The 15,955-nt window shown below is 38.9% G+C and carries 13 protein-coding genes and 1 pseudogene; 7 read left to right on the top strand and 7 right to left on the bottom strand.

Features of this window, described 5'->3' with window-relative positions; genetic code table 11:
• Nucleotides 1–221 precede the first annotated feature (221 nt).
• Complete coding sequence (ffh, locus tag ABD769_RS10805) at nt 222–1,559, top strand: signal recognition particle protein (protein WP_344851429.1); 1,338 nt, start codon at nt 222–224, stop codon at nt 1,557–1,559.
• Between the two features lie 393 nt (nt 1,560–1,952).
• Nucleotides 1,953–3,005, top strand: a pseudogene (locus ABD769_RS10800) (YifB family Mg chelatase-like AAA ATPase); the annotation flags it as partial.
• Here ABD769_RS10800 and ABD769_RS10795 read toward each other — a convergent pair.
• From ABD769_RS10795 to ABD769_RS10785, 3 genes are all read right to left on the bottom strand, one after another.
• Nucleotides 2,995–4,470: a recombinase family protein gene (locus tag ABD769_RS10795; protein WP_344851428.1), complete on the bottom strand. Its 1,476-nt coding sequence runs from the start codon at nt 4,468–4,470 to the stop codon at nt 2,995–2,997. The pseudogene ABD769_RS10800 and the gene ABD769_RS10795 sit on opposite strands and share 11 nt — an antisense overlap.
• Before the next feature lie 173 nt (nt 4,471–4,643).
• On the bottom strand, nt 4,644–4,859 hold the full coding sequence (locus ABD769_RS10790; RefSeq protein WP_344851427.1) for a hypothetical protein: 216 nt from the start codon (nt 4,857–4,859) through the stop codon (nt 4,644–4,646).
• A 132-nt stretch (nt 4,860–4,991) separates the two neighbouring features.
• Nucleotides 4,992–5,162, bottom strand: coding sequence for a hypothetical protein (locus ABD769_RS10785; protein ID WP_344851426.1), 171 nt, complete (start codon nt 5,160–5,162; stop codon nt 4,992–4,994).
• A gap of 1,563 nt (nt 5,163–6,725) precedes the next feature.
• On the opposite strand from ABD769_RS10785, the gene ABD769_RS10780 reads away from it, so the two are divergent.
• Both ABD769_RS10780 and ABD769_RS10775 read left to right on the top strand, forming a co-directional pair.
• Complete coding sequence (locus tag ABD769_RS10780) at nt 6,726–7,121, top strand: hypothetical protein (protein WP_344851425.1); 396 nt, start codon at nt 6,726–6,728, stop codon at nt 7,119–7,121.
• Between the two features lie 11 nt (nt 7,122–7,132).
• Nucleotides 7,133–8,254, top strand: coding sequence for a hypothetical protein (locus ABD769_RS10775; protein ID WP_344851424.1), 1,122 nt, complete (start codon nt 7,133–7,135; stop codon nt 8,252–8,254).
• Nucleotides 8,255–8,294: 40 nt separating this feature from the next.
• On the opposite strand, the gene ABD769_RS10770 is transcribed toward ABD769_RS10775, so the two are convergent.
• Together ABD769_RS10770 and ABD769_RS10765 are read right to left on the bottom strand one after the other, a co-directional pair.
• Nucleotides 8,295–9,014 (bottom strand): hypothetical protein, encoded by a 720-nt coding sequence (locus ABD769_RS10770; protein WP_344851423.1) that lies wholly within the window; start codon nt 9,012–9,014, stop codon nt 8,295–8,297.
• On the bottom strand, nt 9,008–9,562 hold the full coding sequence (locus ABD769_RS10765; RefSeq protein ID WP_344851422.1) for a hypothetical protein: 555 nt from the start codon (nt 9,560–9,562) through the stop codon (nt 9,008–9,010). The genes ABD769_RS10770 and ABD769_RS10765 overlap by 7 nt, the downstream gene beginning before the upstream one ends.
• A gap of 132 nt (nt 9,563–9,694) precedes the next feature.
• Between ABD769_RS10765 and ABD769_RS10760 the strand changes: the two genes are divergently transcribed.
• Together ABD769_RS10760 and ABD769_RS10755 are read left to right on the top strand one after the other, a co-directional pair.
• The gene (locus ABD769_RS10760) at nt 9,695–11,026 is read left to right on the top strand and encodes a putative sensor domain DACNV-containing protein (protein WP_344851421.1); all 1,332 of its coding nucleotides are present in this window, start codon (nt 9,695–9,697) and stop codon (nt 11,024–11,026) included.
• 35 nt (nt 11,027–11,061) lie between these two features.
• On the top strand, nt 11,062–12,006 hold the full coding sequence (locus ABD769_RS10755) for a restriction endonuclease (RefSeq protein WP_344851420.1): 945 nt from the start codon (nt 11,062–11,064) through the stop codon (nt 12,004–12,006).
• Between the two features lie 555 nt (nt 12,007–12,561).
• Here the strand turns inward: ABD769_RS10755 and ABD769_RS10750 are convergent.
• A complete protein-coding gene (locus ABD769_RS10750; RefSeq protein ID WP_344851419.1) occupies nt 12,562–13,659 on the bottom strand; it encodes a hypothetical protein in 1,098 nt (365 codons plus the stop codon).
• 1 nt (nt 13,660) lies between these two features.
• Complete coding sequence (locus ABD769_RS10745) at nt 13,661–14,470, bottom strand: RNA polymerase sigma factor (protein WP_344851418.1); 810 nt, start codon at nt 14,468–14,470, stop codon at nt 13,661–13,663.
• A 743-nt stretch (nt 14,471–15,213) separates the two neighbouring features.
• Between ABD769_RS10745 and ABD769_RS10740 the strand changes: the two genes are divergently transcribed.
• Nucleotides 15,214–15,462 carry a helix-turn-helix domain-containing protein gene (locus ABD769_RS10740; protein ID WP_344851417.1) on the top strand — a complete coding sequence of 83 codons (249 nt, stop codon included), beginning with the start codon at nt 15,214–15,216 and terminating at the stop codon, nt 15,460–15,462.
• The last annotated feature ends 493 nt before the right edge of the window (nt 15,463–15,955 follow it).

The raw sequence follows: 15,955 nt of genomic DNA, 5'->3' as shown, positions 1-15,955 counted from the left end.
GTTTAGGTTAATCAGATATAAGACTATGCCGGGAACAAAATGTTGCACCTAAAGAAAAAAACATAAAATTTAAGTCACTCAGTAATTTAACCGCTCACTTTCAAAAAAAGATTTTTGACTTTGAGGTGCAGCGATTTACAAGCAAAATTTGATACATTTGCCTTTTATTAAAAACCAAGTAGCTTTTTGCCCCGCGGCATGAGGCTTTAGCTTAAAAAAAGATGTTTGATAATTTACAGGACAAGCTAGACAGAGCGTTTAAAGTATTAAAAGGACAAGGCAGCATTACGGAAATCAACGTGGCAGAAACCATGAAAGAGATCCGCAAAGCGTTATTGGATGCCGACGTTAACTATAAAACAGCAAAAGCATTTACCGATGAGGTTAGGCAAAAAGCTTTAGGGCAAAATGTACTTACAGCGGTTTCGCCAGGGCAGTTGCTTACCAAAATCATGAACGATGAACTTGCGGCCTTAATGGGCGGTGAAGTTACGGAGTTAGAAACGAAAGCAAACCCTACCATTATATTAATTGCGGGTTTAAACGGTGCGGGTAAAACCACCTTTGCGGGTAAACTGGCACTACATTTAAAAGGCAAGGGCAAAAAACCTTTATTGGTTGCCGGCGATATGTACCGCCCTGCAGCGGTAGACCAGTTGGAGGTTTTAGGAACTTCAGTCGGGGTTTCGGTTTATGCCAACCGCGATTCTAAAGATCCTGTGGGTATTGCTTTGGAAGGTATTGCGCACGGTAAACAAAACGGAAATAACGTAATCATTATCGATACCGCTGGTCGTTTAGCCATTGATGAATCTTTAATGAACGAAATTTCTGAGGTAAAAGCTAAAACTCAGCCTCATGAGATCTTATTCGTAGTAGATTCAATGACCGGTCAGGATGCGGTAAATACGGCAAAAGTATTTAACGACCGTTTAGATTTTACCGGTGTTGTTTTAACCAAATTAGATGGTGATACCCGTGGTGGTGCAGCCCTTTCGATTAAATCGGTAGTTAACAAACCGATTAAATTTATTGGTACCGGCGAGAAAATGGAGGCATTGGATGTTTTCTATCCTGATCGTATGGCATCGCGTATTTTGGGCATGGGTGATGTGGTTTCACTTGTTGAGCGTGCACAGATGCAATTTGATGAGAAAGAGGCAGCAGAACTTCAGAAAAAAATCCGTAAAAATAAATTCGATTTCAACGATTTCTATAACCAGATTCAGCAGATCAAGAAAATGGGTAACATGAAAGACTTGATGGGAATGATTCCTGGTGTAGGCAAAATGATGAAGAATGTCGATATCCAGGATGATGCTTTTAAATCAATCGAAGCCATTATTAATTCGATGACGCCGTTTGAAAAGGAAAATCCGGATGCCATCCAGCAAAGCCGCCGTTTACGTATCGCAAAAGGATCGGGCAGCAAAGTTGAAGAAGTAACCAAGCTGATTAAACAGTTTGAGGATATGCGTAAAATGATGAAGCAGTTTTCTAACCCGGCAGCCGCAGCAGCCATGATGAAAGGTATGCCTAAAATGCCGTTTGGAAGATAGGTTTTAGCTGAAAGGTTAAAGACCAAAGCTTACAGCAAAAATAACAGATTGCAAGTATTGAAATCCCGATCAGTAATGATTGGGATTTTCTTGTTTAAAGGTTTTGGAAATGAATGTGCTGTATTCCATTGGTAAATATAGCCCTGCTTTCCCTGCTGCCGATAGAAGGAACCGGCATTCGTCCAATCAGGTTTATTTAACGAAGTTTGCTGCAAGCGAGACAAAAATATTATTCGCTCAGCTACCATTGTCTTTGGTTTCAACCAAAGATATTTAGATAAGCATATAAGTTAACACCTAAACATTGCTTTTATTTAAACAATTACTATCTTAGTACAAATCAATATTCATCCCGAATAATTTACATCCTGCTTTTATTTAATTAAAAATTTAATGCTTGTAAAAACATACGGGAGTGCTGTTTATGGTGTAAATGCGCTAACCATAACCATCGAAGTGAATATCAGTGCGGGCACCAAATATTACATGGTAGGTTTGCCGGATAATGCGGTAAAAGAAAGTCTGCAACGCGTGGCCAGCGCCATTAATATCTCGGGTTTGCGCATGCCTAAGCAAAAAATCGTAGTCAACCTCGCACCTGCTGATATTAAAAAAGAAGGCTCATCCTATGATCTACCCATTGCCATCGGCATTTTAGCTGCATCAGGGCAAATCCCCAATGATGAACTGGAAAACTATTTCATTATGGGCGAACTTTCCTTAGATGGAAGTATCCAGCCTATAAAGGGTGCTCTACCCATTGCTATACAGGCACAACAAGATGGCTTTAAGGGCTTTATCCTGCCCAAACAAAACGTACGCGAAGCGGCTATTGTTGATCGCTTAACTGCTTATGGCGTAGAAAATCTGGCACAGGTAGCCGCATTTTTTAATAAAACAGCGGCGTTAGAAGAGGTTAAGGTAGATACCAAAGAAGAGTTTTTAAAAAACATCAACAATTACGAACACGATTTTGCAGATGTTAAAGGACAGGAAAACATTAAACGTGCCCTCGAAATTGCGGCTGCTGGCGGACATAACGTGATATTGATCGGTCCGCCGGGCGCCGGAAAAACCATGCTCGCCAAACGCCTGCCTACCATTTTGCCACCCTTAAATTTAAATGAGGCACTGGAAACTACAAAAATCCATTCTGTAGCCGGAAAACTTTCTGCTGCAGATGCTTTAATGACCTCACGTCCTTACCGTTCTCCCCATCATACCATTAGCGATGTGGCCCTGGTTGGCGGCGGAATTAACCCGCAGCCGGGAGAAATATCGCTGGCGCACAACGGTGTGCTTTTTTTAGATGAGCTGCCCGAATTTAAACGTACCGTTTTAGAAGTAATGCGCCAACCTTTAGAAGATCGTAAAGTTGCCATTTCGAGGGCCAGGTTTTCGGTAGAATACCCTGCCAGTTTTATGCTGGTGGCTTCTATGAATCCTTGAAGTCGTGTTGACTTGTTAGCAGAGAACCCGAAGAAAGATGGGAAATTGCCACAATTACGTTATCTTTTTCAACGGTAACATATTCTGTAATTGTCTCAACAATAGCCCGTTTTTGAGGGAAAAGCATTTTTGACCATTCATTATACAGTTCCTTTGCTTCTTTCAACACATAATCGGTTGATGTAAGTTGTATTTTCTCAAAATCTATCGCTCCTTGAAGTTCAGGAATCGACTTGTCAAGTTGCTTAACCTGAGATACGAGCGGCTGATAGACCGCAGCGAAATGGTCGCTATCAAGATCTCCATTTATTCTCAGTGGAATCAGATCATCCATTTGTTTACGCAACTTGGCGTGCTTTTTAACACTTTCAACAAGCAGAACTTCCTTTTCTTTCAGCCGCGCCATTATTTCTTCTAGATAGACTTGTGGGTTAAGGTCGTTGAGATAACCTTTAAGAACTTGTTGATACACATCATCCATATCTTTAACCGAGATATTATTTTTGCAGTTTTTGCAGGTAAATTTCTTAGCCCTGCTATAGACATACATCGATGTACCGCATTGGCACTTCACGAATCCGGCAAGCAGGTATTCTGATTTTCTTCCGGTTTTAACTCGCTTAATTGCCTGCTCATCAAGAATGGAGTTGCATTTATCCCATAATTGCTCGTCGATTAACGCCGGACAGGGTAGCACTATCCATTCCTCCTCAGGTTTAGACACCCATTGCCTGCCTTCCCCAATACTTTTTGTGTGGTTAGCAAGGCGAGCTCCTTTGGCAGTTGTATCCCTTAATAATCTGTCTATAGTTGTGTCAGAGAAATGAGACCCGTTTCTAGTCCGGTGTCCCAATTCGTTTAGTCTATTGGCTGTGGTTTTCTTACGTTGGCATTCCAGGAATATCTCATAAATTAGCTTGCGAACAGGAGCTTCTTTCTCGTCAATAAGCAAAGTTTTATCCTGCCACTTATAACCGAAGCTTGCCTGTCCCCCTAATGGTTTGCCCATCCGTGCACGTATAGGAACAGATGCAGCAACCCGGCTTGAGATCTCTTCACGTTCCCACTCTGCCATCGCTGCTACTATTGTAAAAAACAATCTGCCGGCAGGAGAACTGGTATCTATCTGTTCCGCCAATGAAACCAAGTCCGAACCCTCTTTCCTGAAGATTTCAGCGAATTCTAAAAGTTCCTTTGTACTGCGCGCTAGGCGTGCTAGTTTGGAAAATACCAGACCCGAAATACGACCGCTTCTTAAATCTTTTAGCATGCGTTGTGCCTCTGGATGGTTCATAACTGTCTTTCCAGATACCGCTTCAAGTCTATATACCTCGGCCACTTGCCAATCCCTTGATTGTATATAGTATCTTGCCCGTTGTTCGTGATGTTCTGGGCTATCATCCTTCACCTGCATATCAGTGGATACCCTTATCCAAATACCAACTCGTTTTTTATCTTCCATAATACGATGATTTATTTGTTACTTAAAGATATCAAAAATTTAGCTAATTTTAAATAAAAACATTAATCAAAACACTCATTAACAGATCCTTGTGTTCACAAGCAGTTAATTTTTCACCATCTAATTTTATATTCTTTGATTAATTAACAAGATATCGTACATAAACAAAATCTCTATTTTTTAGACGGCTTCTTCATAATTGTTTCGATAATGGCTCGTTTAATTTTAGCTTCTTCTTCAGAAACTGGGATGTATATTACAGTAACCTTATATCTTTTTACTGATTCTTTAGTAAGTGTGACCTTTCTTCCTGTAGCCATCCCTTTATTTCCATAATATTGGGTTTGTTTTTTTTCTCCATCTTCGGGAGAAGTTGATTGTTGTTTCATTAGGAAGCATTTTTATTAATCGATTAATGTTACATTGGGTGTAAGATGAGCATGCTGAATAGTTTTTTTTCCAAATAGGTATTTCGGCAAAAATTCAGTGAAATACACACGCTGAGAGCATCCCCCGTTTATTCATGAAATTGGAGTGTCTAGCTGGTTGATTAATAACCCGAGGAATTCACTTTCTTTAACATCAGCGAAATTACAGATTAAAGTATATTCCTCTTCGTTAACCCTCGCCTTAACAAGCCTTGTTAGTTTCCCCACAAGCTTCAAAGATCTTCCATTCTTTTTCTTGGTCATATCGAATACTTTAAGGATATCCTCCCTAAAAAGAAAAAACTAGTTGCGACGTTTTTTCATCCCGCTCGCCCCCTTTGGGCGGAAAAAAGCGGGCAAGTTATAGGGTTTTTGAGCAACAAAAACACAACTTGCAGGTTAAAAAACGACAAAAAAACCTATCCCATTTTCAGGATAGAACCAGAGCTTAAACCTGTTTCCATGTTCCGGTAAAAACAGTCCGGCAAAAAACAAACTTAAAATGCTATTTCAAGCTTATTTTAAACAAAATTAAGCTGAAAGCTCTTCTGATAATTTGATGCCTGATATATCAAGCAATGCAGCAAACAAACTAATACTTTGATACTACCTACTTCTACTACTAAGCTGATCAAAAACCATAAAATCTGGATCGAGATCTATTTTGATATATGGATATTAACATAAATAGCAATTATACAGAGCCCAATAACAGTAATTAAGGGAATCCATCAAAGCGGAAATACTAAATATTTCCCATACAGGAATATTCATATATATAGCAATACAAATATGCACATATTACCAATTGTAACTCCTAAAAGAAAAACAATCAGAATCAACACATTTCAATATCTCAATAAAGGATATTTGAACGTGTAGCAATGTGGATAGGCACATATAGTGAGGAATGATAGCTAAAGGAAAACACAACGAAAATAGATGCGTTAATATATTTCGATGGATACATATCTATCTAGATATCTAAATATGCAAATATGGGATTATCTGATAAAGCATTTACCATCATTCTGCCTTTCACCAGATGAAACGAATAAATAATAAAAAACAAAGAATGGACATAGCCATTCTTGACATCTATATTGCCGCAAACTAATGGCAAAAAAGTTTTTAAAAAAACGGAACTACTCACGTCAGATCCCCCGATCCGGGCCTATCAGCCTGCCAGTGCGCTTTCACCAAGTTGACGCTATCTCAAGGTTTCGCAAAATTTCCGGTTTTCTGCCGGATAATGTTTCATTCCTAAATGTCAAAGATCAATCGTTTGTCGGTCAAAAATCATGAGGAGATAACTAGCGATTTGACACTTTGTCCGGAATGCCTATAATATTTTCTAAAAATCGAAATATTTTAAAGCTATTGAATAAATCAAAGTGACTTAAATTGTAAATGAGAAGCTTAACATCAGAAAATCTAGGAATAACAATTTCGGTCTGGACTGGACTTAAACACCAAAATATAAGAACCTATAAATTAATGTCTTAAAGGAAAAAATTAAAATCAGCTCACCAAATGCTCACCATTTTTTTTCCATTTGGCTGTAAATGACTATTTAAATAAGAAATTAATTGATAGTGTTGCGATAAGAAGTGGGATTTGGCTTTCAAAAATTCAGCGGATTTGATAGTTAGATTGTTTGGTTCTAATCGTCCCTCTGGGATGTGAACTTCTTTCAATTTTCAGCGTTCAATGGTTTAACTACGGCAAAATTGTACAAGCACAAATCGAAGCATTAACACTACGGCCGTAAGGTGGTAAAAAATAGTTCACGGAACTTCTTACATTTACTCAAATAAACCAGTAAGTATGGATGAGAAAAGATTATTCGAAGCCTGTTTTTCGCTTGCAGAGGATTTGACTTGGGAGAAAATCACTTCGCCACTGGAAAAACTGCCAGAGCAGATGGAAGAGCTTTCACAGATGACCGAAAAATTTGTAGAGATAGCTAAAAGGAATTTCTATATGGTCGAAAACTTGCCGGATGGGGAGGTAGTACTTATCTCAGCTATAAAGTTCTTAAATGCGCATGCGATACCGCCATTACGGGGAAACTATGATTGGTTTAACAATTCGTTATGGATGCTTTTGGAATTGTCAAATCCCACTGGATGGGTGGGACAAGAGGGGCTGCCATTTTTGCTAAGAGCAAGAAATGGGATTGAGCAGTTAATCGATTCTGCGAACCAAACAGAAGAGGATTAATTCTGCAGACAATGGATAAGCCCATAAGACATTCGATACAGAATATTTTTGTACAGGTCGGCCAATATGACCGTTATGCAATATTTGATTTCTATTTTGGTTCGGAAGCCTATAAGAAATATGGCAATACTGTTTACGGCTACATTATCTATTCACCGTCCCAACGCGCAAAGCTAAAGCAGGAGATTAACTCGGATGCAATTGGCGATGATGATGGTCTGGTACTGCTAGATGGTGCTTTGCAGGATACCAAAATAAACGAGATGCTCCAAATCGAGGGCTTCTTTGCAAAAGACATCAGTAGGCTGAGTACATTTGATCTTGATCCAATCAAAAACCAATACGATAATACCGATAAAAAAGAAATACCAAACACTATCAACATTGACTTTACTCCAAGCCTGTTCTACGGCGAAAGGATGAGGCTAAACCTGTTTAGAAAAAGAATGGAAAAAGGAATTCCTTTGATTGCAGCCGAAAAAAGAGCCTACTATTCTCTCCTTTTACTACTCGATAAGAATGAACTCACCGATCAGGATAGAAAGGATTTTCTAATCAATCCAAAAACAGGTTATGTCTATGATGACGTAATTATTACCACAATGAATACCCTTGTGTATGGAGATAGAGAAAATAGCCCACTTAAATCTACATTAAACAAGGCCCTATCCAACAGAAAAAAAGAACGTGTTGCTTTTATATGTCGCCATTTGGGAGTTGCGGTTAAACACATCGATAAGCTCCGAGCCGAAAATGAGGAAGCATGGATGGAACTGATGAGGCTTGTGTATGGCTTTGAAGATGAGACCTTAACGCTGTGGGGTTGGAAAGTCCATGTCTACTGGGATTTCGAGAGGTTCATACATATCTATTTGAGACATTATAAAAAGTTCCTCATCGAAGAGTCATCCAAAGGGCAGGGCACGGGATTTCAGTACACATTGAAAGATGTGAGAAGAATTATTACTATTGTCCTAGGTGCGAATAAAGATGCCATTGAGAGCCGTCTTTTGGAAGGTAAGGGATTTCATATCCAAAACGATAAGGGCTATTATTACAATGGGAATTATTACTCGATAAAAATTGATCCCACTGGCAGGTTAATGCAGTTCCATCCACAGGATAATTTTTGAAGAAACATTTATGTCGACCATTGCAATAGCTTTAGGGCAATCAAATCCGTGATAGATAGTATTGGAAATTTCGTGTTTTAGGATCGCCCTCAAAATCAACCTCATAAAAGCGAAGCTTAGTTCTAGGAATTGGATTCAGTAACTTGAAGTTGCAAAATTGAAGACGTTCAAATTGCTGGGCAATAGGAAGATTGGGAAACATTTCTCGCATTTCCTTTAGCAATGCCGAGGGATCAGCACCATTTTCCAGAAGCAATTTATCATCAGTAATTTCAGTAATTTCGATCATTATTGGTGTTGGCTTTTTATCAAGGTATTTACGGACACCAAAAACATCGAGTTCATCTGGGATTTTAGGCTCTTTTCCGCCATCGATTAACACGCTCAACAAAATAAGACACTTCTCTAAGATCTCACTTCCTACCAAGTTAAGGCAGGCATAATATGCAGCCTTTATTGGACTTGCAGACACGTAAACGCCATCATGTTTGAAGTTCAACAACATACCATTTAACTCTAGTGTGCCTTGTGCTATTGCCGCCTCTATCGAAGATTTATTAGTCAAAAAAACTGGGTGGGTAATCCCGTTTCGTATGATTTCATCATAGAGAAAACCGAGGACATCCAATAATTTATAATCCGTAGCTGGATTGATCGCGCCAAGTCCTGTATTTCGTATAGAGTCTAAAAAAATCGAAGAAGTACCATGCCAAAAGCTACTTCCATTCCAAGTTGCATCCCTGTATTTATCTTCTAGCATTTGTTTGTTCTTTTGTTAATTAATGAATCTTGCAAGGCGGATTTGTAAATGCACAACATATCCTCAAGCTCAGAAGGAGATAATCCGGAGTTGAATAGTGGGGGTAATTGTTCAACAAGTATGGTTTTTCCCATAATTTTTCCAAGAATAATTTCCGCTCCTTTTCTTGTGCCGCTGTGTAGATAGACTTCCTCGGGAAATAGGTTTAAAAAGCAACCAATCCTATGCGAGGTATCATAGATTGTTAAATCCGAAATTCCCTTTATTCTGCAACCATCAACCAACGAGTACAACAGCCGAAAAGAAGCGGCTTCTCTTATTTCGAACTTGATGGATAGGAGAGAAAGCGAAAAATCTTGAAGGACTGAATTTTGGATACGAAACTGATGGGGATGTTTTCGCCCAACTAAATTTCTGGCTGTTGCAGCCATTTCAACGGCATGCTCCAAGCTCGTAGCTGCTGCGCAATCTATAAGCCAATAATCTGGATGTTGTGTCCGTAGTTTTCTGTAGTCGGTAATGATATTTTCTATCTCTTTTTTATTCATTGATTTGGAGCGTTTAGTTTAGCAAATTAAACAATTTATAGTTTGGGATTACTCGTCTATGAACATCTATTTTTATTGAGATAAAAAAGATTGCATCGTTAAAACTATATTTAGCGGAAATTAATCTCTCTTATGCCAAAAAACTACTTACCAGATGACCTAGCAGATTTTGTTCATCAAAAGCTGGGCCTGACAAAAATAAAGACCAAGCCGAGCATTAACGTTCTTCGGGATTTATTCAATACCCTATATTTTACCAGTTTGAAAACGGAGGAAGGTCAATTTATCAAGGTCACGGCAACCTTGGTTGACCATGATACCATCAAGAATTTTGATGATGAAGTTGACCAATTGGACAGATGGAGTTTTTATCCGTTTTCAGAGCCTTTAGAGTTTAATGTAAAAAATATGGTTAAACTGTCAAAGGCTGCAGATCCATGGAGTTCAAGCCTTGCGGTTTACTTTGATGATGACGAAAACCTGTTCATCTACGGTATGATCGATCAATCAATACACTACCAGAGTTTTTTAAACTACGAACGCGAAGATAAACCGGAACATCCAGGGATCATTCAGACCATCATCAATGGTATTGGAATTTTGAATGTGATGTTAGATTATGAAGCATTAGCTACACTTAATCAACAAACTCTCATAAAATTGTATCCCAACGTTTTCAAGATCGGGCCTGTTTCGTCATTTCTGAAAGAACATTCCGCAATATCCAAAAGTAGATTGGAAGATCTGCTTGAAGGAGAATTAGATGAAGAAGATACCGAAGCATACAATGAAGTTGTCTATGATTATACAGTGCAGGCAATTTGCAGGATATTGTTGAAAATGAAGAATTATCATCATGGGGGTGCGGTGCTGATCACAAGAAATAGGGAGGATGACCTGACGCCTAAATATAAAATGAAATACAACAGGATTTCTCTTTCCATTGAACACTTGATAACCTCCATTACAGACGAGGAATATTATGAGGAAAAAATAGAAAACCTAAAGAAAAGAAAAAAGGACGTTCCCATTGATGATTTCGACGATTATGATGATAATAAGTTGGAAATCGAAGAAGCCTACAATGAAATGGTTGGAGCGGTACGTTTTGCCGCATCGCTCAGTTGCGTTGACGGATTGGTCTTGATGTCGCCAAGGCTAAATGTTTATGGTTTTGGAACCGTTATTGCCGAAACTGTTTCGCCAGAATACGTTTACCTGAGTACAGCATCACGCCCTGGTAATTCAGTAATTAAAACACCAGCCAATCATTTTGGCACAAGGCATCAGTCGATGTTCGCCTATTGCAAGAAATATCCCGAAAGTGTAGGTTTTGTGGTTTCTCAGGACGGAGAAGTAAGAGCGATTAAATCTATCAACGGCAAGGTTTATGTCTGGGAAAATATTAGGGTTTACCAGTTCCAGAGGAGTAGTAAACTACCTAAAAATATACCATCACGCTAAATTTCAAACGATAGATAAAAAAACAAAATACAACAATGATATTCGACTTTAAAGAAATACCACAGGCAAATGGTGGTGGAGGAATGCAAGATACATTTGAACTTTTTGCGAGAGACTTTTTTCAAAACCTTGGATATGAAATACTGCAACATCCTGATCGCGGTGCCGACGGAAAAAAGAACTTGATAATACAGGAAACTAGAACTGGCGTTTCTGGCACGACAAAAATAAAATGGTTGGTAAGCTGTAAACACTATGCCTATAGTGGCCGTTCGGTCTCAGATACAGATGAGCCAAACATAGTTGATAGGGTAATAACACATCAATGTGATGGTTTTATCGGATTTTACTCAACCCTGCCAGCAACATCTCTCGGAGCAAATTTACAAGGGCTCAAAAATAGACTCCAGATCCAAAGTTTTGATCATGAGTCAATTGAGCAGATTTTGCTTGACAGTCCCAACGGATTAAAACTATCAAGTCGCTATTTTCCTGTGAGCTACAAAAATTATACGAATGAAAATCCAAAGCCAGCAAAAATCTTTGCCGAAGAACCCAGTATTTGCTGTGAATATTGTGAAAAGGATTTATTGGAGACGAAAAGTGGTATTTTCGTAACCCTTAGAAAGCGCACGGATTATACAGCTGAAAACCCTATTCGTCATCCCTACCAAGAAGCTTATTTTAGCTGTAAGGGTACATGTGATCACGTCTTAAAAAACAAATATCTTCAACTGGATGACTTTATTGACGAATGGGTTGATATTCCGGACTACCTTTATCCTGTTGGTTTTATCAAAAAGTTAATGGCCTGGTTAAACTCGATTAACATACACAACGAGCGACTGGAGAAAAATGCATTCGATAAATTCAAGAAACTGCTCTTAAATGCTTATCCCCATATATCACGAGAGCAGACTTCAGAAGAAAAGGAGAAAGTGAAATACTATTTAGAAAGCGGTTTTGATGAATATCTCTAAAATTTAAGTAATATTTGGATGTGAGTTCACATACTTGAGAACTTACATTCAAATGGCTTTTATTAGAAATGTTGGTTAAACAACGCGAAAAACCATAGTAGTTGTATCTCCAGTTCAAACTACAGGAAGAAAACAATGCGAAAAACCATAGTAAGTTGTATCTCCATTTCAAATCCGGGAAATATATACTTCCAGGTCTTACTTCCCAAATAATAAAACAAGTCAGTGAGCGATAAAGAATCCTCACCATACGGCTGTACAAGCAGCCTCAATATCCATATTTCAAAAACTATTTGACACCAGACACCTCCTAGCCTGGTCTGACGTTTATCTTTGAGGCTGCTGATATCCAATTGTTTATCAGAACTAGTAATTTTCTCCCCTTTCCCATCTGACGACCACCGGACATCTGCACATATATTCGTATAGAAAACCATCTGGTATTTCCGAGCAATTCTAACATGAAGCCCGCCATTGCATGCCTGTTTGCTTATTGGCTTATGAGCATATTTTAATCTCACTATACGGTTTTGCAAGAAACCTCTTTTTTTAATCCTATTCAACAATGACCTGTATGCCTGCTTTTTCTGCCTTATAACTGATTTTATCTTTAAGGCTATAATAGCTCCAGTTCTGCAACAGGTAATGATCTTCCTTCGCTATTTCTTCTTTTTGCTGCTGGTTTATAAGTAGCAAAGTTGCTGCATGGTGCTTAACGCAGAAATCAATTAGCATCCGGCTGTAAACATGCAGCTTTTGTTCCACGTACCGCTTTTCCATGTGGCGGTAATCCTCCAAACTTTTCATTTTACGCTTCCTGCCATGGCCGCCGCCGTTAAAGGGAACTGCTTTTTTGACCCTGTTTACCGCAGCCTGTATGGCCAGTCTCCGGTGGAGAAATTCTTCCCTGTTTCCAATGGTATGCTCATGCCTGCCGATCTTGACAGTGACAGGATGTTCTATGGAAAGTGATGCTTCAGCGATAATGGTAGGGTCCAGGCTATGCTTTTCCTTATCTATCTGTACTGCTGCCAGAAGGAATATTTTTCCTTTGTCAAGCTGTATCTGGCTGGCACGAAGTTTCAAGGTTCCACCTATGATCCGATCCAGCATGATCTTTTTATCAGACCTGTCCTTTCCAAGGTACGTCCGGAACGGGATCTGGAAAAGCCTGAAGGTGAAATTTCTGTTGTCAGCAGTCCTGCTTAGTTTGGAAATTACCTCTGCCCCAAAAGGCAACGGTATATTCTTTTTATAGTTCCTAAGCGATTTTTCGCCTTTCCAATAAGCATCCTTTTCTTTATTGAAATAAGAGATCAAAGTATTGTTGAGGTTGCTAAGTATGTTTGTTGGGATCTGGCCCTTAAAATGATTGGAAAGCAACCTATAGGTAGTATTCTGACGTGAAGATTTCAGAATGCCGTTGTCCTCTTTTTTCTCATCGGCCAGCTTAAGTTTAATCTCTTCAGTCAGGTAAAAAAAGTCTTTTACCCGTTCCTGAACGAAATGATGGCTCATGATCATATTCGCTGCACGGAAGCAGATCCATTGCCAGTTGTACAGCTGATCCCTAGCATCCTTCACAAAGTCCTGATCTTCAGAATCGATGAAAAGCTGTATTTTGCGTGTCAAAACCATTGTATCGTTTTCCATATCACCTGATTTTTGTTTTTTTTATCTTTAGTGAAGCAGCTGCGAAAGCCTTCTGAATGTGTCCCTGATCGAGGCTTAACGCTTCCGCAATCTCAGTGAAGCTATACTGGAGCTCATATCGCATTTGCAGGATCACCGCCTGCTCTTCGCTGACATCCCCCTCGAAAGTAAACCTGCTCGTTTTCTCTATTTTATTGAGCTTTTCTGTATCGCTGATCACTGACTTCAGGCATTCGAGTGTTTTCTCCACCTTTCTTGCTACCTGATAATCGGAGATACCACCGATATGCCAGGCCATCTGCCCGTAGTCAAAGGAGTATTTAATACATAGCCTAATAAATAGCTGTTGGTCAGTGCTGAGGTTTGGGATAACCGCCTTCACTCGATCCCATTGCTTTTTCTCTTCTTCCTCTGGTTCATGATAATGGAATATATCCGTTTCTTCTTCTATGCTAGGTTCATAACCACCTATAAATTCCTGGTAGTTTTCGATTTCATCCAGCCGCAGCATATTACGGTGAAACCTGCTACTAGAGGTTTTATAATACGCCCTGCATCCGTCTGAAGTCAGTTTTCTGACAAAAGTCTCGATATGCTCTGGGCAAGTAATAACTTTTCTGGACAACCAAAGTCGCAAGAAAGCTTCATTTACAATGCATCCCGCATTTACGTCATCCCTTATATATTTGTACCCAAAATAATATGTCCGCGGATATAATAGTTTATAAAAAAATTCAAGCCCCTTCTCATTCCCTTCCTTAAATTTGGTGAAATTTACAGCACGATTTGAGTTTAGTTTTATTAATTCCATAATGATATCATCTTAAGTGTCTGTAAATGGGCAGTGGAAGCGGACGACACAAATAAGGTGTAGGCCGGCTCTCTGCCATGTCTGACCCTACAGAGGTACGGAGAAATACGTCTTTGAGCCCAAGCTCCTCAAATGCGAGCTTAGTAAATAATTTAATTAAACTTTCTGCTTGAGATCGAGCCTTAAAGATTGCCTGCCTATCCTCGTCAAAAAAGCATAAGATAGCCATTACGACTGCTTTAATCATTTTTTTCATGAAGTTCATATTTGAAAGCCTTAAACTAAATAGGAATTGGGGCAAGGAGCATTATTAAAAAACCTATTTTACTATATCCCCATACGGATTTCTTGCTGTAACTAATAAAGCTACTCAGGTGCGCAGATCACTAAAGAAATGAGGTGATCGAAAAGATGTGTTGTTTCTAAAATCATACTCGTATCGTGTTATACGAGTCTTGATATTATGGTAGGCAATACATGTGAGGCTGCAAACCATGGCCGCTGTAAAAGTTCTGACCCCTTAAGCTAACATGGATTTACAGCAGCCTCACATCTATTTGGACATGCTAATATAGCACATCTTTAAATAGACGTGAGTATTAATCTGCTGTCTTGCATTAGCGGGGTCAGAAAAGCAGCTACAAGACTCTTATTAATACATAATTATATAATCAAATATATAAAAAATACATGAGTAAACAAATTTGTTGACCATCATTTTTATTTATTTGCAAGATTGCGCAATGAAGCAAGCGGTTGTAGACTTTAGAATCAAGCTCGGAAAGCGAATTGCTCAACTCAGAATGAAATCTGGCTTAGAGCAAACTGAACTGGCAGCGATATTAGACGGAAAAGACAAACAATTTATCAATAGATACGAAAAACAAGGTGCTAACCCAACCGCTTATATTTTAGTTAAGATAGCTGAAGCACTGAATGTGAGCGTTGATGATTTATTAGACTTTAGCAACTTGGAAAATCCTTCTGAATAGAACTTAAAAGATATATCGCTATTGAGCAATATATTCCCTTTATAAAGCTTGAAGCTATTCTTCAAAAAAACGAATCGCAAACTGATGTGTTGAAACTTAAAGGTTCAGAAATATTAGATATGCGTCATGGATTTTATCATGCATTAAAATTACTTGATGGAACCAAAATAGAGGATGACACAAAAATGGCTGATAGACTGCGTATTTCAACGAAACCGTACGTTCCGTTTTGGGAGGAACCAGAACATTTCGCCAGTTAAACTGCATCATCATGCGCAATTACCAGATCTTAAAACGACTTTATAACGAAACCCTCATGCCCAAAAAAAATGGCAACTGAGCGACAAAGGTTTCGAGTTCAAGTTCATGACAGGAATATATAGATTGGACTAAGGCATAGACATCTTCATGTGTTAAGAATATAGCTGGTACCAGCTCCCCGACAATAAAGTTAAAATTTATTTTGTTCCAACACTTTTTTAACTAGATTAAC

It is taken from the genome of Pedobacter jeongneungensis (assembly GCF_039538295.1).
GTDB lineage: Bacteria > Bacteroidota > Bacteroidia > Sphingobacteriales > Sphingobacteriaceae > Pedobacter > Pedobacter jeongneungensis.
The sequence above is the reverse complement of the archived record's forward strand: the minus strand, read 5'-3'. Positions and strand labels throughout refer to the sequence as shown.